Here is a 17827-nt window from a genome sequence, read left to right on the forward strand (position 1 = left end):
AGGCGCGTATCTTACCGCAACCCCGTTCAGTGTCAACCGTTTTTTTTCGTCTTTTTCGATCTCGCTGCGAGCAGCGCATCGAACGAACCGGTTGTCACTCAAGTAACACCCTGACATAAAAAGCATCGCTTTTTCAATGGGTTATCACTTGCTACTTGGCGCTGTTCAGTGTTCCGTGAACTCTGTCGCCCCAAGCAAGGACGCGAATTTTACAGACCCCAGCCGGGGTGTCAACGCTTTTTAGCGAAAAAGCCGAAAAACCCTGTATCACTTCCTGAAACGACAGCGGGCACCCTGAGGTGCCCGCCGGATCTGCCACTGCCGTATCAGTCGGCCAAGTAGAAAAGGTGATGTTTCTTCTTGCCCAGCTTCACCAGGAAGTATTTGCCAAAACGAGCGTTCGCTGCACTGAACAGTTCCGCCGCACTCATGTTCTGCTCCATCCCGCAAGCAGTGTCATTAACAATCACGGCATTACGCTGGAGCGCATCCTTTACCTGCTTGCCGGAGTTTGCCATTCCGGCTTCAACCAGCAGGGTTGTCAGAGGCGTTTCGCTCAGCTCTGCAGGAACGGCAGAGGACGGCAGACCATCCAGCTGCAGTTGCGCATAATCATCTGCGCTCAGGCTGGACAAATCACCGGAGAACAGCGCCTCGGTGATACGGCGTGCGGCCTGAAGCGCGTCCTCTCCATGCACCAGGCGGGTCATCTCTTCTGCCAACACCTGCTGTCCCTGCGGGCGACCTTCACGCTTGCGATCTTCTGCTTCAATGGCATCGATTTGCTCTACCGGCAGGAACGTGAAGAACTTCATAAACCGGTATACATCCGCATCCGGCGTCTGCAACCAGAACTGGTAGAAGGCATAAGGCGAGGTCTTGGCCGCTTCGAGCCAGACGGCACCACCTTCTGTCTTGCCAAACTTGGTACCATCCGACTTGGTAATCAGCGGCAGAGTCAGTGCATGCGCATGGGCACCATTGACACGACGGGTCAGTTCAATACCGCCTACAATATTACCCCACTGATCAGAGCCACCAATCTGCAAGGTACAGTTGTACAGGCTGTTCAGCTGCTGGAAGTCGTAGGATTGCAGGATCTGGTAAGTAAACTCCGTGAACGAGAGGCCTGACCCGTCACGCTCGATGCGCTGCTTCACCGACTCTTTGGCGATCATCTTGTTGACCGTGAAATGCTTGCCGATGTCTCGCAGGAAGCTGAGCACGTCAACATTCGCCGTCCAGTCGTAGTTGTTTGCAAGCACCGCACCATCTTCACCGCTGAAATCGATAAAGCGGCTGATCTGCGCTTTCAGGCAGTCACTCCACTGACGCACTACGTCTTCAGAGTTCAACTGTCGCTCCTGGTCCTTGAAGCTGGGGTCGCCAATAAGGCCTGTTGCACCACCGACCAGGGCGATCGGACGATGACCGGCATCCTGGAAGCGCTTCAGCATCAACAGTGGCACCAGGTGACCCAAATGAAGGCTGTCGGCAGTCGGATCGAAGCCGCAATAAAGCGTCACCGGTCCCTGAGCAAGGTGCTCGACCAGTTCTTCTTCATTGGTCATCTGGGCGATGAGCCCACGGGCCTTGAGATCTTCGATCAAACTGTTTGCGTTCATAACCGCCGAAATCCCTCTATTGGATTGATAATAAGCAGAGCGGCATTCTACAGTGGTTTCAGAGGTAATGGCCAGAACAGCCCCCGCATACACGGGCCGAGTTAATCGCAAAAGTCTGATGCACATTCAGGCCTGAGCCGCTTTATTTCGTTATACTGGCGTGTCAAAGCGGTTTGAAAACACTCAAGGTATCTCTGTGGCGCCTATGATGCACTACCTGCGGGCTCTGCCCCGCCTCCATCTCTATTTACTGGCGGCCGTGCTGTCGGCTATTACACTGACTGTTTTGCTTCTCCCTGAAGAGCAGGCGGCACCCGCTTCAGAGCCACGGCTGGTTGAAACGCTGAAGCCCGCTACAGAAGCCAAAGCCGATCAAGAGCCCGCATTGGATGCCAGCCCTGAACCGGCATCTGTTGTAACCGCCACGGAAGCAACACCGCCCGCTCCCTCCGAGCCTGCCGCACTGGCGCCAAAGCCTGAGCCCGCTCCGGCACTTGCAGAGCCTGTTTCGCCCGTGGTCACTGAAAACTGGGTCGAATACACGGTGAAATCCGGCGACAGCCTGACAACCCTGTTCCAGAGAGCCGGCCTGGGCGCCCGGGATGTATACCGCATTTCACAGGCGGCCAGCGGCCAGGGTGCCCTCAAGTACCTGAAACCCGGACAAACCCTGGCGTTTCTGATCGAGAATGGCGAACTGCGCAAGCTGCGACATATTCAAAACCGCCTGAGCTACACGCTGATCGAGCAAACCGAGGCCGGTTATCAGGTCGAGCAGGTTGAGCGTTCTCCCCAGCCTCAAACCGCTTATGCCGAAGCACAGATCCAACGCTCCCTGTTTCTCGATGCTGCCGACGCCGGTCTGCCGCAACGGACCATCATGCAGCTGGCACAGATCTTTGGCTGGGATATCGATTTCGCTCTCGACATCCGCAAGGGCGACCACTTCAGTGTTCTCTATGAGCAGGACTACCTTGATGGAGAGCCTCTTGATCGCACCCGTATACTGGCAGCCCGATTCGTCAACAAGGGCAAAACCTTTACCGCCGTTCGTTTTACCAACAGCGAAGGCGACAGCAACTACTTCAGCCCGGATGGGCACAGTATGCGCAAGGCCTTTCTGCGCTCGCCGGTCGATTTCCGCCGCATCAGTTCTCGTTTCAAGCCTGAACGCTATCACCCGGTACTGGGCCGCAAGCGGCCGCACCGTGGCGTAGACTACGCAGCTTCAACCGGCACTCCAATCAAGGCCGCCGGTGACGGCAAGGTCATCTGGCGAGGCACCAAAGGAGGCTATGGGCGTACGGTTATCCTGCAGCATGGTGGCAACATCACCACCCTGTATGCCCACATGAGCCGGTACCAGAAAGGCGTCTCCAACGGCACCCGTGTCAAACAGGGGCAGACCATCGGTTATGTCGGTGCCTCAGGGCTGGCTACCGGGCCACACCTGCATTACGAATTCCGTATCAACGGGGTACACAAGAACCCCCTGACCGTTGCGCTGCCTGCAGCCGATCCGGTACCCGAACATGAGCGTGAAGCCTTTGCCAAACAGGCGAGCCAGCTGGTCGCCGAACTGGAGCGCCACTCGGATACGCGGCTGGCCTTGAACACTGCGGACACAACGCCATGACACAGCGGTATTTTATTGGCCTGATGTCCGGCACCAGCCTGGACAGCGTCGATGCGGTACTGGTCAGTTTTGAGCCCGAATTCAAGCTGCATTACAGTCACTCACACCCTCTGCCTCCCCCCATTCGAGCGCAGATTCTTGCGCTCTGCGCCCCCGGTGAAAATGAGATCGAACAGATGGGCGTGCTGGATCGCGCGCTGGGCAGGCTCTTTGCGGATGCGACCGAGGCGCTGCTTGCGCACTCAGGCATCAACCGGTCCGAAATTCGGGCCATCGGTAGCCACGGGCAAACGCTGAGGCACCACCCTGAGCTGGGTTTCAGTCTGCAAATCGGCGACCCGGCAACGCTGGCTGAACAGACCGGCATTACCTGCGTAGCCGATTTCCGTCGCCGTGATCTGGCCGCCGGCGGACAAGGCGCCCCGCTGGTTCCGGCCTTTCACGAAGCACTGTTTCGCACACCTGAGCAGGACCGCGTACTGGTAAACCTGGGCGGGATGGCCAACATCACCCTGCTGCCAGCGAGCAATCAGGCACCCGTTTCCGGGTACGACACAGGCCCGGGTAATATCCTCATGGACAGCTGGATCCAGTCTGTCAAAGGTGAAGCCTTTGACGCCAACGGCCAGTGGGCCGCCAGTGGCCGGGTCAACCCGCTACTGCTCGAACGATTACTGGCCGACGCCTACTTTCAGCAGCCGCCTCCGAAAAGCACCGGGCGAGAGCGCTTCAACCTCGCTTGGCTGGAGCACCACCTCAGGGGCACCGAGGTTGAGATACCCAACGCCGACGTTCAGGCCACACTGCTGGAGCTGACAGCCCGCTCATTGGCTGAATCCATTCGTTCACACGCACTCCCGCATCCCGGGGTATACCTGTGCGGGGGCGGCAGTCATAACGCGGCGCTTCACTTACGGCTGCAAGACCTGCTGCCGGAAGCCCGGATCGCCAGCACCGATACCATCGGACTGCCGCCTGACTGGATGGAGGCGGCTGCATTTGCCTGGTTTGCCAAGCGTACGCTTAACCGCGAGACTTCCAGCCTTGCCAGTGTCACCGGCGCACAGGGGAACCGTATTCTCGGCAGTATTTATCTGCCCTGATGCCAAACGCAAAACGCCGGCACAGGGCCGGCGTTTTGTGAAGTCTGGGTACAAACGCTTCAGATCGAGAATGAAGATCCGCAACCGCAAGTGGTTGTTGCGTTCGGGTTGTTGATTACGAACTGGGAGCCCTGCAGGCCCTCCCTGTAATCAACCTCGGCTCCCGCCAGGTACTGGAAGCTCATCGGGTCCACCACCAGCGTCACGCCATCACGCTCAACCGCCGTATCATCATCTGCCATGGTCTCATCAAATGTGAAGCCGTAAGAGAAACCGGCACACCCGCCGCCGGTAATGTATACCCGCAGCTTAAGGTTGTCGTTCTGTTCCTCTTCCAGCAGAGATTTCACTTTGTTGGCCGCAGCTTGGGTGAACACCAGCGCGGATGCCTGTGCAGTATCGCTCATAGTTACACTAACCCTCTTAGATACAGCGCATTCTGCCTAAACCAACCAAAATGGTCAAGTATTGACAGGTCAGGGCATCAGCGCAACCTGCTCAAGCCCGGCTGTTTCCGGAAGGTCAAACATGATGTTCATGACCTGAATGGCCTGACCAGAGGCACCCTTCACCAGGTTATCGATCGCCGAGAGCACCACCACCGTGTCTTCGCCCTGCGGCTGATGAACACTGATACGGCACATGTTGGAGCCTTTCACGCTGCGTGTTTCCGGGTGCGATCCCGCCGGCATCACATCCACGAAAGGCTCGTCACGGTAGAACTCTTCAAACAGTGTCTGCAGATCCGGCCCGACCGGGTCTTTCAGAATGGAGTACAGCGTGGCGTGAATGCCGCGAATCATCGGCATCAGGTGAGGCGCAAAGGTCAGCCCCACCGGACGGCCCGCCATACCGCTCAGGCCCTGCCTGATTTCCGGCAGGTGGCGATGCCCCGGCACGCCGTAGGCTTTGACACTTTCACTGGACTCCGCCTGCAGCATGGCCACATTGGCACCGCGGCCCGCGCCCGTCACACCGGACTTGCAATCCGCAATCAGGCGACGATGGTCAACCAGTCCGTTCTCCAGCAGAGGACGATAACCCAGCTGCACCGCCGTCGGATAACAGCCGGCACAGCCGATAAGCTGACCTTCGCGAATCGCATCGCGATTCACCTCAGGCAGACCATAGACCGCCTGCTGCGCCAGCTCCGGGCAGGTATGTTCAAGGTTGTACCACTTTTCCCAAAGCTCGATATCCTTGATGCGGAAATCGGCCCCCAGATCAACCACGCGCACGCCACGCTCGATCAGCTCGGGCGCCATGCTCATGGCCACTCCGTGCGGGGTGGCAAAGAAAACCACATCACAGGCAGCCAGACGATCCACGTCCGGTACCGTGAAGGCCAGGTCCAGGTGGCCACGCAGGTTCGGAAACATATCTGCCACTTTGACACCTTCCTCGGAGCGCGAGGTAATCACCTCAACCTGCGCCTGCGGATGGCGGGACAGAAGACGCAACAATTCAACACCGGTGTAGCCGGTGCCGCCGACGATACCTACCTTGACCACATCAACCTCTCATCAGTACGTAAAAGCTGTTAGGGTATACTACTTGGCTGCTCAGCAGATGACCATGATCCCCTGAAGTGACCATCATGCCACACCGACTGCTATCTCTGGAACACTTCCGACAACGCCTGGCCCACGCCGATGCCCTGCCCCAACTGGTAATTCTGGGGGTCTTGTCCGGCGTGGCGGCCGGCGGGCTGATCAGCCTGTTTCGGGCCGCCGACACTCTTTTGCAGGCCTGGCTGCTCAGCGAGGGCGCCGAGCGTTTTGAGGCCCTGCCCGACCTTTACCGACTGCTGCTGCCGATCGGGGGCAGCCTGCTGCTGATCGCACTCTTTGCCTGTATTCCGGCACAGGCACGTGCCGTGGGCATCGTCCACCTGCTGGAGCGGCTGGCCAACCATCAAGGTAGACTCCCCGTGCTGAACCTGATCATTCAGGGCCTGGCCGCACTCATCGCACTGGCCAGCGGGCACTCGGTCGGCCGCGAAGGGCCCGCCGTGCATTTGGGGGCCGGTGCGGGCAGTCTGATAGGCCAGCGTCTCAACCTGCCCAACAATTCCATGCGCCTGCTGGTGGGCTGTGGTGCTGCCGCAGGTATCGCCGCTACGTTCAACACGCCACTGGCCGGCGTCATCTTCGCCATGGAGGTGATCCTGCTGGAGTACACCATGATCGGTTTCCTGCCGGTCATGGTGGCTGCCCTCGTCGGCGACGTGGTATCACGGGCACTGCTGGGCAAGGCAATCGTTTTTACGGCCCCGGATCTGGCCATCGGCGAACTGACCCAACTGCCTCTGGTGGCTCTGCTGGGACTGCTGTGCGGGCTGCTGGCAGCAGGCTTTCATACCCTGCAGATACAAACCTTTCGATTGCGCCACTGGCACTTCCCGGTCCGATTTCTGCTCGCCGGCGTGCTGACGGGCATGGTGGCCGTGTACTGGCCCGAAGTCATGGGCAGCGGCTACGACACCATTGAATCGCTGTTCCATGAATCGGCGCCTGTGCTGTTTCTGGTGGGTCTGCTGCTGGCCAAGTGCATTCTCACCCCGATCGTGATCGGACTGGGCATTCCCGCCGGGCTGATCGGCCCAACGCTGGTGATTGGCGCGCTGGCAGGTGCATTGCTGGGCGCGCTGGACACCCTGATTACGGGCACCGCCCACACCGGTCTCTACGCCATGCTCGGCATGGGCGCCATGATGGCGGCCCTGCTGAATGCACCTTTGGCGGCCCTGCTGGCGATGCTGGAACTGACCCGAAATACCGATATCATTCTGCCCGGCATGCTGGCACTGGTCGTGGCCAGCCTGACGACCCGGTATGTATTCAGGCTGCCCTCGATTTTCCACGCTTCGCTGATCCAGCAGGGACTGGACGTGCGCCAGGCACCGCTGGCCCAGATTCTGTCACGTGCTGCCGTTGGCAGCCTGATGCGACGCGACCTGTGCCAAACCTCCGCCGACATCAGTCTTGCGGCTGCTCGCACCCTGCTGGAGACTGCGCCCTACCGCATTCTGGTTGAAAGTGACAGGCGCCATTTTCTGCTGCCACCGGCTGACCTGCGCCACTACCTGGACAGCTTGCCGGAGGATGCCGGTGACAGCCTGAGCATCAACCTGCTGTCGATCCCGGCGCACCGCGTAGATACCGATTATCTGCTCTACCGGGCAACCCTGAAGGAAGCGCTTGATCGCATGCAGGAACAGGAACTGGAGTCACTGATTGTGGTCAGCAATCGTGAGGATCCGATCGGACTGATCAGCCGTCAGCAGATCGAAGAGTATTACCACCAGAAGCAGAGCCTTGCATGACACAACTTTATGGCCTGTATGGCCTGACAGACGCAGACCTGATGCCCTCGGATACGACCATGCTGGAGCAGGTCGAAGCCGCCCTGCGCGGGGGCATGCGCCTGCTGCAATACCGTGACAAGTCGACCGATGGTGCGCGCCGCCTGCGCCAGGCACTGGCCCTGCTGGAGCTGTGCCGCAGCTATGACTGCCCGTTGCTGATCAATGATGATGTGAAGCTGGCTCGCGCCTCGGGTGCCGATGGGGTTCACCTCGGGCAGGGTGATGGCAGCGTTGCCGCCGCACGCGAATACCTGGGCCGGAAGGCGCTGATCGGCCAGACCTGTCACAACAGCCTCGCGCTGGCTCAACGGGCCGTTGCACTGGGGGCGGACCATGTGGCGTTTGGTGCCTTTTTCCCGTCCGCCACCAAGCCCAACGCCCGGCCCGCCCCCCTGTCACTGCTGGCAGAAGCCAGGTCAGAGCTGGATGTACCGGTGGTAGCGATCGGCGGTATCAGCGTGGATAATGCACACCAGGTACTTGAGTCCGGTGCAGATCTGGTGGCCGTGGTGCATGCACTCTTCACCGCCGACGATATTCAACAACAGGCCCAGCGCTTTGCCCGGCTGTTTCACAATTTGTAACCTCAATTTAAAGGAAGTGTTCAATGTCACGTTCAGAATCCCTGTTTCAGGCTGCACAGGCCCACATCCCGGGCGGCGTCAATTCACCGGTACGTGCGTTCAAGGGCGTGGGTGGCACACCGGTCTTTTTCAAACGTGGCGAAGGCCCTTTCCTGTTCGATGAAGACGACCAGCGTTACATTGACTACGTGGGCTCCTGGGGCCCGATGCTGCTGGGCCATTCCTACCCGCCGGTGATCAACGCCGTGCGCGAAGCGCTGGATAACGGCCTCGGCTTTGGCGCACCGACCGCCATCGAAACCGAAATGGCAGATCTGGTATGCGAACTGGTCCCGTCCATGGACATGGTGCGTATGGTCAGCTCCGGTACCGAAGCCACCATGAGTGCTATCCGTCTGGCGCGCGGCTTTACCAGCCGTGACAAGATCGTCAAGTTTGAAGGCTGCTACCACGGCCACTCGGACTCACTGCTGGTGAAAGCAGGCTCCGGTGCCCTGACACTGGGCGAACCCAACTCTCCGGGGGTGCCGGCGGCACTGGCCGAGCACACCATCACGCTGAACTTCAACGACATCGACAATGTACGTGAAGCCTTTGCCGAAATCGGCGATCAGGTGGCCTGTGTCATTGTTGAGCCGGTGGCCGGCAACATGAACTGCATCCTGCCCAAGGAAGGTTTTCTGGAAGGCCTGCGCGAGGTGTGCGACCAGCATGGCAGCGTGCTGATTTTCGACGAAGTCATGACCGGGTTCCGTGTCGCACGAGGCGGCGCTCAGGAGATGTTCAATGTCACACCTGACCTGACCACGCTGGGCAAAGTGATTGGCGGAGGCCTGCCGGTGGGTGCCTTTGGCGGCAAGCGCGAAATCATGGAGCACATTGCCCCGCTGGGACCTGTCTATCAGGCAGGCACTCTGTCCGGCAACCCGCTGGCCATGTCCGCTGGCCTCGCGATGCTGACGGCACTGAAAGAAGACGGCATTCACGAAGCCCTGGGCGCCAAGGCCGAATACCTGACGCAGGGGCTGGAAGCCATGGCCGCCCGTCACGGCATCCCCTTCACCACCAGCTGTGCCGGCGGCATGTTCGGCCTGTTCTTCACCGAACAAGAAACCGTGAGCAGCTTTGCCGAAGCCACCGCCTGCGACACTGAACTGTTTGGCAAATTCTTCCATGGCATGCTGGACGAAGGCATCTACCTGGCACCTTCTGCCTTTGAAGCAGGCTTTGTCTCCAATGCACACACGGAAGCCGAGCTGGATGCCACACTGGCAGCCGCGGACCGCGTATTTTCCAGGCTGGCAGGCTAACGCCGATGCTGGGACACAGTTTGCTTCTGCTGGCAGCGCTCGGCGGTGCCATCCTGCTGTTTCGCCACAGCGAAACACTGGGTGAAGCCCCCGGCTCTCAACTGAAAGTTGGCAGCCTCAGCCTGCTATTCGTGGCACTGGCTGCCATGGGGCAGTTGCTGCTGAACCCCGCCACTCAGGACGTTGCGACGCTGCAGCGCCTGCTGGACAACCTGGCGCTCTACGCCGGGTTGCCTCTGCTGGCCACGGCCGCACTGGCACTGGGAATGGGGTGGTACTGGTCAAGGGCGGGCTGGGGACGCTGGCTGCTGGTGCTCTTTGCCCTGTTCGAGCTGTTGCGCCGCATGGGCCTCGGCGCCGAGTATACGCTCTGGATGAGTGTGGCCATCGGTGCTGCCCTGGCAGTGTCCGGGTGGCGCATGACCGCTCTCAGTGCACGCTTGTCGGCCGCTGCTGCTGCGCCTCTGGTGATCATCGGCATCAGTTCAGAGCGGATCATGGCGACGACACCGCCCGAGCTGCTGCCGCCTCTGGCCATGGCAGTCAGCCTAGGACTGGTCAGCTACGCGCTGTGGCAACAGACGCGCAGCCAACCGGCTGATCAGTAAGATTCAGCCTTGCGGCGCGCTTCCTGCGCGCCCTGGCTGTTGCCACCTTCCTGACGAATATCGGCGATCAGCCGCCACAGGCGCTTGAGTACCGGAGCCTGCCCGGCGGCCACGCTAACGCCTTTCAGGGCGACCTGTTCAGCCTGTAGAAACTGCCCCTGTCGACGCTGTACATCCGCCAGCTGGATATACACTTCCGGATCACGCGGTGCGATGCGCAGGGCTCTTTCCAGACGGCTCTGTGCCGTTCTGAGATCACCACTGCTGCTGTCCTGACGAGCCGTTTCCAGCAGCGCGACCACCGCCGGGCTTTGCGGCTGTGCCGGTACCGGGGCCGCAGCCTGAGGTGCCGGCTGAGCCTCTTCACGGGCTTCACGCTGCTGACGAATGACGGGCACCCGCTCAACCGACTGTACTTTCACACCCGGCGCGGATTCAGCCGGCACCACAGTACCCGGCTGCGGCTGACGCGACTGGGTTTGTCCCCGCTCTTCGACCGGCGCCCGATAAGGGTTCGGTCCGGCACAACCGGACACCAGCGCAACCAGTGCAGCGGTTACCACAAACTTTTTCATTCCATCCTTCCCCATCAGTTAAACCAGTTGCGGAACCAGTCCAGTGACCGCCGCACCGGATTCTCCAATCCACAGTCCACTTTTTGTTCCGGTGCGGTGCCGACCAGAAACGGCAGCTGACGCGACCCTTCACAACGCGGGTCTGACTTCAAGCCGGTCGCCTCATCAATCCAGACATACTCAACCCCGGCGGGCCGTGTTGCCACAAAGGGTTCCGGCCGTTCGCGGCGCATGAACTCACTCCAGACCCTCAGCGCCCCGCCGGACCCGGTAAAGGGCAGCTGGCCATTATCATCACGCCCCAGCCAGACCACTGCAAGGCGGTCACCGGCAAAGCCGGCAAACCAGCTGTCTCGCTGATCATTGGAGGTGCCCGTTTTGCCACCCAGGTTGAGATTATCCGGCAACACTGAATAGGCATAGCGGGCAGTGCCTTCTCGGGTCACTTCCTGCAGCGCGTACTGTAACAGATGCACCAGTTCCGGTTTGACCTGCTGCTTGAGCGTAAATGGATAGCGTGACAGTTCGCGACCCTCGGCATCGGTGACCCGTCGAATGACCCGCAGCGGCATGCGGAATCCGTTGGCGGCAATGGTCTGATAGATGCTGGCCAGCTCAAGTGGCGATAACGCCTGCGCCCCCAGCAGCAGCGACGGATAGGCCTTGAGTTCACGCTCGGCCCCAAGCCGCTCCAGCATATCGATCACCTTATCCAGCCCCACTTCCAGCCCCAAACGCGCCGTCGACTGGTTATAGGACAGCGCCAGTGAGCGGTGCAGCGGAATCACCCCATGACTGCGACGGTCAAAATTCTGCGGCTCCCAGACCGATCCGTCTGGCATTTTGACGCTCAGGGGTTCATCTTCAAGCGGTGACGCCAACGTGTAGCCCTGCTCCAGTGCCGCCAGATAGATGGCAGGCTTCACCAGCGAACCGATCGGGCGCAGCGCGTCCAGGGCACGGTTGAAGCCGGTGTAGCGGTTGTCACGACCGCCAATCAGCGCCATCACCTCCCCGGTCTGCGGATCGGTCACCACCATGCTGGCCTCCAGGTCGCTGGCCCGTTGACCATAGCGCTTTTCCAATCTGGCGATGCTGTCGGCCAGCGCCTCTTCCGATCGGGTCTGCACCAGCGGATCCAGCGCTGTAAAGACGCGCAGACCTTCGCTGCTCAAGTCCTCGTCACGGTACTCCTCCCGCAACTTGCGCTTGACCAGATCCAGATAGGCCGGAAACGCCCCCTTGTGCAGGCTGCGCTGTTTGACCACGCCCAGCGTCTGGCGCCGCGCCTGCTCGTACTGCTCCCGGCTCACATGGCCCTGCTCAAACAGCATTTTCAGCACCAGATTACGGCGCTCCATGGCACGGTCCGGGTTGCGTCTGGGGTCATACCAGGACGGCCCCTTGACCATCCCCACCAGCAGGGCTACCTGATGCAGCTCCAGCTCCTGTACCGGGCGCGCGAAATAGTACTGGCTGGCCAGCCCGAAGCCGTGAATGGCACGACTGCCGGATTGTCCGAGGTACACCTCGTTCAAATAGGCTTCCAGAATTTCGTCCTTGTCGTAGTGCAGCTCCAGCAGCACCGCCATGGGCAACTCCAGCAGCTTTCGGCTCAGAGTACGGTCGGAGGTAAGGTAGAAATTCTTGATCAGCTGCTGGGTCAGAGTACTCCCGCCCTGCACGAACCGGCCGGCGCGGATATTGACCCACATGGCACGTGCAATGCCCTTCAGCGAAACGCCAAAGTGATCGTAAAAGGCGCGGTCTTCGACCGTCACCAGCGCCTGAGCCAGATAGGGCGGTGCCTGATCCAGCTTGATCAGATCACGGTCTTCGTTGGACTTGGGATAAATCCCGCCAATCAGCATCGGCTCCAGACGCACCAGTGGCGGCTGAGAGCCGTCGGCGGCACGGATGGAGGTCAGGCGATCCCCAGAAAAGGTCAGCAGCATGTTGCGCGAAGGCTCGGCACCATCGGGAAAGGCGAAGCCGCGGCTGTACACGCGCGCACGTGTGCTGGCCCACTCCACCGCACCGGGCTGATCCGCACGGCGCACGAACCGATAGTTCAGCGCCTTGAGTTCCTGCTTCAACTCATCCATGGTGAGAGCCTGACCGGGGTAGAGCTCAAGCGGGCGAGCATAGACCTTGGCGGGCAAGGCCCAGCGTTTGCCTTCAAACTTGCTGCGTACCTGGGCGTCCAGATACACCAGGCCGACAGCGGCCAGAACCGTCAGCACCAGCGACAGCTTCAGCAGCCAGCGCACCAGCCGGCCCAATCGAGAAGGTTTGGTTGTGCGGCGCGATCGGCGCCCTTTGGCGGGGGGAGTTCTCTTTTTACTCATCGGATAAGTATAATCTTATGCCGTCGCTGACAACAGCAGGAGCCCCATGTTACCCACATTGATTGAATCCTTGCGCGATCCCGCCTGCTACCCACACCCGGTGGCCAAGGTTGAGGTGATCGAAACGCACATTTCCTGGATTCTTCTGACCGGCGAATATGCCTATAAGGTCAAGAAGCCGGTCAACTTCGGCTTTCTGGACTTCACAACCCTTGCGCAGCGGCGCCACTGTTGTGAAGAAGAGGTGCGCCTGAACCAGCGACTGGCACCGGACATCTACATCGGCCTGGTACCGATCAGCGGTACGCCTGAAGCGCCCCATCTGGACGCGGAGGGCGAACCCATCGAGTATGCCGTCAAAATGTATCAGTTCGATCCTGAACTGCGCCTTGACCGCCTGCTGCAGCGCCAGCTGTTCGAAGTCCACTGGATCGACCTGCTGGCCGAACAGATTGCCGACTTTCACCAGCGTCTGCCGATCGTGGCTCAGGACAGCCCCTGGGGCGAACCCGACACCCTGTGGGAAGTGGTGGCCGACAACTACCGTCATATACCGCCCGACCACCTGGATACCGACGACTGGTCACTGCTGCAACAGCTGTCGGCCCAAACAGCCGAAACCTTTCGCTCGCTGGAAGGCCTGATGCGCCAGCGCAAGCGTCAGGGGCACGTGCGTGAGTGCCATGGTGACCTGCACCTGGCCAACGTCAACCTGTTCCACGACCAACTGCGCCTGTTCGATTGCATTGAATTCAATCTGGAGTTTCGCTGGATCGATACCATCTCGGATCTGGCATTCCTGCTGATGGACCTTGAGGCCAATCGCCAATTCCGCTGGGCCAACCGCCTGCTGAACCTCTATCTGGAGCGGACCGGCGACTATGATGCCCTGCCTTTGCTGAACTTCTTCAAGGCCTACCGTTCCATGGTGCGGGCCAAGGTTGCCATGCTGGGTGAGCATCCCGATATCGAAGGATGCCGGCACTACCTGAAACTGACCGAGCACTACTATCAGGATCGTTCGCCCGCCGTTTTCCTGATGCACGGTGTCAGCGGCAGCGGCAAGAGCTATCTCAGCGAACGCCTGGCCGAGGCCGTGGGCGTGATTCGGATCCGTTCGGATGTGGAGCGCAAGCGCATCTACCGCGAGCTGAGCCTGCAGGGGCAGTCGCTGGAACTCTATGGCGCCGAGATGAACAGTCGTACCTTCCAGCACCTGTATGACACCACCGTGCTGATGCTCAAGGCCGGCTATTCGGTGGTCGTGGACGCCACCTTCATTCAGCAGCGCACCCGCAACGCCTATGTGGAGCTGGCCCAGCAGCTGAATCTGCCGATGCGCATCATCAGCTGCCACTGCGAGCAGAACCTGATCGAAGCGCGCCTGAAGCGGCGTCAGGAAGAAGGGCTGGACCCCTCGGATGCCAACGTGGAGGTGATGCGCGAGCAGCTCAACGTGATGCAGCCCTTGAGCAGTGACGAGCAGCTGATCACCTTGCCGGTGGATACCCGTGATGATGAAGCCATCGAACAGCTGATGGCCCAGCTGCGTGCCCAGCGCCTGATTGGAGAGTGAGCGGACATGACGTCAATCTTTTTGTGTCAGGTCGATGAACTGGATCCAGTCGAAGGCCGCGGTTTTGAACTGGACGATGGCACCGCTCTGGTGCTGCTGCGCCGCGGTGATCGCGTACTGGCGTGGAGGAACAGCTGTCCGCACCGAGGCATTCGGCTGGAGTGGCAGCCCGACCAGTTTCTCGACTACGAAAAGCAGTTCATCCAGTGTGCCACCCATGGCGCCCTGTTCGGGGTCGAAGACGGCATCTGCGTGGCAGGCCCCTGTCCCGGCGAGCAGCTGGAGCCGATGCCCTGTGAGGTACGGGACGGAGCCGTGTACCTGATCAGCGGCTGATGCGCGCCTTGAGACGCTCAAGCGCCAGCTCGATCCGGTCCATGCCGGTGGTATAGGCAAAACGGATATAGCGCTCGGGGTGGTTACAGCCGAAATCCGCTCCCGGAGTCACCGCCAGGTGATCCTCTTCCAGCAGCGACCAGCAGTAGGCATAGCTGTCATCCGTCAGATGTGACGCATCCGCATAGACATAAAAGGCACCCTCCGGCATCAGCGGCACCCCGAAACCAAGCGCTCGCAACCCTTCCACCAGACGGTCACGCCGCTCGGCAAACGCCGCCCGCCGCTGTTCCAGAATGGCCAGAGTCTCCGGCTCAAAAGCGGCCAGCGCCGCATGCTGAGACAGCGTGGCCGGTGAGATGAACAGGTTCTGGGCGATTTTCTCCATCTCCGCCACTTCCGCTTCATCAGCCACCAGCCAGCCCAGACGCCAGCCGGTCATGCCAAAATATTTCGAAAAGCTGTTCAGTACCACTGCATTGGACGCGACATCGAGCACCGTATCCGCATCGAAGCCATAGGTAAGACCATGGTAAATCTCGTCCACGATCAGTCGACCGCCCAGGCGCTCCACCGTGGATGCCATGGCCGCCAGCTGATCGCGTGGCACCACCGAACCGGTTGGGTTGGAGGGAGACGCCAGCAACACGCCTGCCGTATCGGCCTGCCAGTGCTGCTCAATCAGCTCGGGCGTCAGCTGGTAGTTGGTCTCGGGCCCCACCGGAACCAGCTGACCGCGCGCTTCCAGCAAACGTAAAAACTGACGGTTGCAGGGATAGCCCGGGTCGGCCAGCAAAAACCGGCTGCCCGGTGCCGCCAGCAGTGAGAACGCCAGCAGTAGCGCACCTGAAGCACCGGCGGTGACCAGCACCCGCTCCGGTTTCAGTTCAACCCCGTAACGCTGTTGGTAAAAATCGGCGATCGCTCGGCGCAGGGGCATAATGCCGCCTGCCGGCGTGTAACGGGTATGCCCGGCATCCAGCGCCGCATGCGCAGCCCTCAGAATCGGTTCAGCGGTCGGAAAATCGGGCTCCCCCGCTTCCATATGCACCACGTCTTTACCTTCCGCATCGAGCTCTGCCGCTCGCTTGAGCAGGTCCATGACCTTGAACGAATCGATCTCCCGTGCCCGATCGGCCCAACCTGTTGCCATCATGCTCTCCTTGAATATCTGTGCCGGCACAGTATATCGACATTGGTCTAAGCTGTACCGCCCCTCAGCTGCCAGACATCAAAAACGGGTGGCAAAAAGCCGCTACAGGTCTAGCCTAAAGACTGGGGTTCTGGTACTTTCACCGGCTTTCAATGCACCCAGTGTTCCCTTATCAGGGGCGCCGGACCCTTAGCAATCAGGCTTTGACAGGTCTGGACCCCCAATGACGTGAGGCTGCGCCAAATGCCTAAAACAACAGATACACAGTTCATGCACTTCGAGCCCTACCCGCTGGATACCGGCGAGGAGTACATGAATGACGCGCAGAAAGAGCATTTCCGCAAGATTCTGCTTGCATGGAAACGCGAGCTGATGGAAGAGGTGGACAGCACCATCACCCATCTGAAAGAAGAAGCATCCAATTTCGCTGACCCCAGCGACCGCGCCAGCCAGGAAGAGGAATTCAGCCTTGAACTGCGCACCCGCGACCGTGAGCGCAAGCTGATCCGCAAGATTGACGAAGCGCTTGAAAGCATCGACGAAGACGATTACGGCTTCTGTGAGGCCTGTGGTGTCGAGATCGGCATTCGCCGTCTGGAAGCACGTCCCACGGCGACCCTCTGCATCGATTGCAAAACCCTCGCCGAAATCAAGGAAAAGCAGATCGGCCGCTAATACCGGCTGCGGGGCGCCACCGCGCCCTGCTCTGCTGTATACCTGCACGTGACGCCTGTCGGACGCTTCGCACCCTCCCCCACCGGCCCGCTCCACTTTGGCTCCCTGTTGGCTGCACTGGCCAGCTATCTCGATATACGTGCCCGTAACGGTCGCTGGCTGATCCGTATTGAAGATCTGGACCCGCCCCGGGAACAGCCGGGGGCCGCAGACAGTATTCTGCACACGCTCGAGGCCTTCGGGCTCTACTGGGACGGGCCGGTGGTATACCAGAGCCAGCGCCAGGCACTTTACCGGGCCGCGCTGGAGCAGTTGCGCCGGCAGAATGATGCCTACGCCTGTAACTGCAGCCGCAAACAGCTGCGCCTGCGCGGAGTACAGGGCTATGACGGCCACTGCCTCAAACACCCGCCGGCCAGCACCGATGACTGCGCGTTCAGAGTGTCTCACCCTGAAGGGGAGCAGCAATTCGAGGATCGCATTCAGGGCAGACGGCAGTACCACTGGCATCACCATGAGGGCGACTTTGTGGTATTTCGCCGCGATGGACTCTTTGCCTATCAGCTGGCGGTCGTGGTGGACGATGCCGAACAGGGCATTACGGACATCCTGCGCGGCAGTGACCTTATTGACGAGACACCGCATCAGTTACTGCTGCAGGAACGGCTCGGGTACCACACCCCGACCTACGCACACATACCGGTCATCATCAATGCGGCCGGACAAAAGCTGAGCAAGCAGAACCTGGCACCGGCCATCGGCACCGAAGAACGCCAAACCCTGCTGTTTCAGGCGCTGTCACTGTTGGGGCAACAGCCTCCGACTGAGTTACAGTCAGCCGACGTGGAGACCCTCTTGCACTGGGGCGTCTGTCACTGGAATATAGCTCGGGTACCTGCCGTACTGACGTTAGCCCAAGAGGAGAGCTAGG

At 60.2% G+C, this 17827-nt stretch carries 16 protein-coding genes; 10 read left to right on the forward strand and 6 right to left on the reverse strand.

The genetic code is table 11. From position 1 onward, the window contains the following. Positions 1-326: 326 nt before the first annotated feature. On the reverse strand, positions 327-1625 hold the full coding sequence (gene tyrS / locus H9C73_RS13450; protein ID WP_209288420.1) for a tyrosine--tRNA ligase: 1299 nt from the start codon (positions 1623-1625) through the stop codon (positions 327-329). Positions 1626-1830: 205 nt separating this feature from the next. Here tyrS and H9C73_RS13455 point away from each other — a divergent pair, with 205 nt between their 5' ends. Both H9C73_RS13455 and H9C73_RS13460 read left to right on the forward strand, forming a co-directional pair. Further along, a complete protein-coding gene (locus H9C73_RS13455; protein WP_236014284.1) occupies positions 1831-3261 on the forward strand; it encodes an OapA family protein in 1431 nt (476 codons plus the stop codon). Next, positions 3258-4364: an anhydro-N-acetylmuramic acid kinase gene (locus H9C73_RS13460; protein WP_209288422.1), complete on the forward strand. Its 1107-nt coding sequence runs from the start codon at positions 3258-3260 to the stop codon at positions 4362-4364. Before H9C73_RS13455 ends, H9C73_RS13460 begins: the two co-directional genes overlap by 4 nt. A gap of 59 nt (positions 4365-4423) precedes the next feature. On the opposite strand, the gene erpA is transcribed toward H9C73_RS13460, so the two are convergent. Continuing rightward, positions 4424-4771, reverse strand: coding sequence for an iron-sulfur cluster insertion protein ErpA (erpA, locus tag H9C73_RS13465; RefSeq protein WP_209288423.1), 348 nt, complete (start codon positions 4769-4771; stop codon positions 4424-4426). A gap of 69 nt (positions 4772-4840) precedes the next feature. Further along, on the reverse strand, positions 4841-5875 hold the full coding sequence (argC, locus tag H9C73_RS13470) for an N-acetyl-gamma-glutamyl-phosphate reductase (protein WP_209288424.1): 1035 nt from the start codon (positions 5873-5875) through the stop codon (positions 4841-4843). 86 nt (positions 5876-5961) lie between these two features. Here argC and H9C73_RS13475 point away from each other — a divergent pair, with 86 nt between their 5' ends. Genes H9C73_RS13475 through H9C73_RS13490 form a run of 4 tightly spaced genes read left to right on the forward strand, consistent with a single transcriptional unit; the run spans position 5962 to position 10233 of the window. After that, complete coding sequence (locus H9C73_RS13475; protein ID WP_209288425.1) at positions 5962-7689, forward strand: chloride channel protein; 1728 nt, start codon at positions 5962-5964, stop codon at positions 7687-7689. Next, entirely contained in the window at positions 7686-8315 is a 630-nt protein-coding gene (thiE, locus tag H9C73_RS13480; RefSeq protein WP_209288426.1) for a thiamine phosphate synthase, read from the forward strand. Before H9C73_RS13475 ends, thiE begins: the two co-directional genes overlap by 4 nt. Positions 8316-8338: 23 nt before the next feature. Next, the gene (hemL, locus tag H9C73_RS13485; RefSeq protein WP_209288427.1) at positions 8339-9625 is read left to right on the forward strand and encodes a glutamate-1-semialdehyde 2,1-aminomutase; all 1287 of its coding nucleotides are present in this window, start codon (positions 8339-8341) and stop codon (positions 9623-9625) included. A 5-nt stretch (positions 9626-9630) separates the two neighbouring features. After that, positions 9631-10233, forward strand: a complete 603-nt coding sequence (locus H9C73_RS13490) for a hypothetical protein (RefSeq protein ID WP_209288428.1) — start codon at positions 9631-9633, stop codon at positions 10231-10233. On the opposite strand, the gene H9C73_RS13495 is transcribed toward H9C73_RS13490, so the two are convergent. Continuing rightward, positions 10227-10808, reverse strand: a complete 582-nt coding sequence (locus tag H9C73_RS13495) for a tetratricopeptide repeat protein (protein ID WP_209288429.1) — start codon at positions 10806-10808, stop codon at positions 10227-10229. The genes H9C73_RS13490 and H9C73_RS13495 overlap by 7 nt on opposite strands. Before the next feature lie 14 nt (positions 10809-10822). Continuing rightward, a complete protein-coding gene (gene mrcB / locus H9C73_RS13500) occupies positions 10823-13078 on the reverse strand; it encodes a penicillin-binding protein 1B (protein WP_328797982.1) in 2256 nt (751 codons plus the stop codon). Between the two features lie 124 nt (positions 13079-13202). Here mrcB and H9C73_RS13505 point away from each other — a divergent pair, with 124 nt between their 5' ends. Together H9C73_RS13505 and H9C73_RS13510 are read left to right on the forward strand one after the other, a co-directional pair. Then, the gene (locus H9C73_RS13505) at positions 13203-14732 is read left to right on the forward strand and encodes a bifunctional aminoglycoside phosphotransferase/ATP-binding protein (RefSeq protein ID WP_209288431.1); all 1530 of its coding nucleotides are present in this window, start codon (positions 13203-13205) and stop codon (positions 14730-14732) included. 6 nt (positions 14733-14738) lie between these two features. Beyond that, positions 14739-15068, forward strand: coding sequence for a Rieske (2Fe-2S) protein (locus H9C73_RS13510; protein ID WP_209288432.1), 330 nt, complete (start codon positions 14739-14741; stop codon positions 15066-15068). Here H9C73_RS13510 and H9C73_RS13515 read toward each other — a convergent pair. Continuing rightward, the gene (locus H9C73_RS13515) at positions 15058-16221 is read right to left on the reverse strand and encodes a pyridoxal phosphate-dependent aminotransferase (protein WP_209288433.1); all 1164 of its coding nucleotides are present in this window, start codon (positions 16219-16221) and stop codon (positions 15058-15060) included. The genes H9C73_RS13510 and H9C73_RS13515 overlap by 11 nt on opposite strands. Before the next feature lie 243 nt (positions 16222-16464). On the opposite strand from H9C73_RS13515, the gene dksA reads away from it, so the two are divergent. Next, positions 16465-16896, forward strand: coding sequence for an RNA polymerase-binding protein DksA (gene dksA, locus H9C73_RS13520; protein WP_209288434.1), 432 nt, complete (start codon positions 16465-16467; stop codon positions 16894-16896). Between the two features lie 48 nt (positions 16897-16944). Then, on the forward strand, positions 16945-17826 hold the full coding sequence (gene gluQRS, locus H9C73_RS13525; protein WP_209288435.1) for a tRNA glutamyl-Q(34) synthetase GluQRS: 882 nt from the start codon (positions 16945-16947) through the stop codon (positions 17824-17826). Position 17827 lies beyond the last annotated feature (1 nt).

This window comes from Marinobacterium alkalitolerans (assembly GCF_017776525.1).
Taxonomy (GTDB): domain Bacteria; phylum Pseudomonadota; class Gammaproteobacteria; order Pseudomonadales; family Balneatricaceae; genus Marinobacterium; species Marinobacterium alkalitolerans.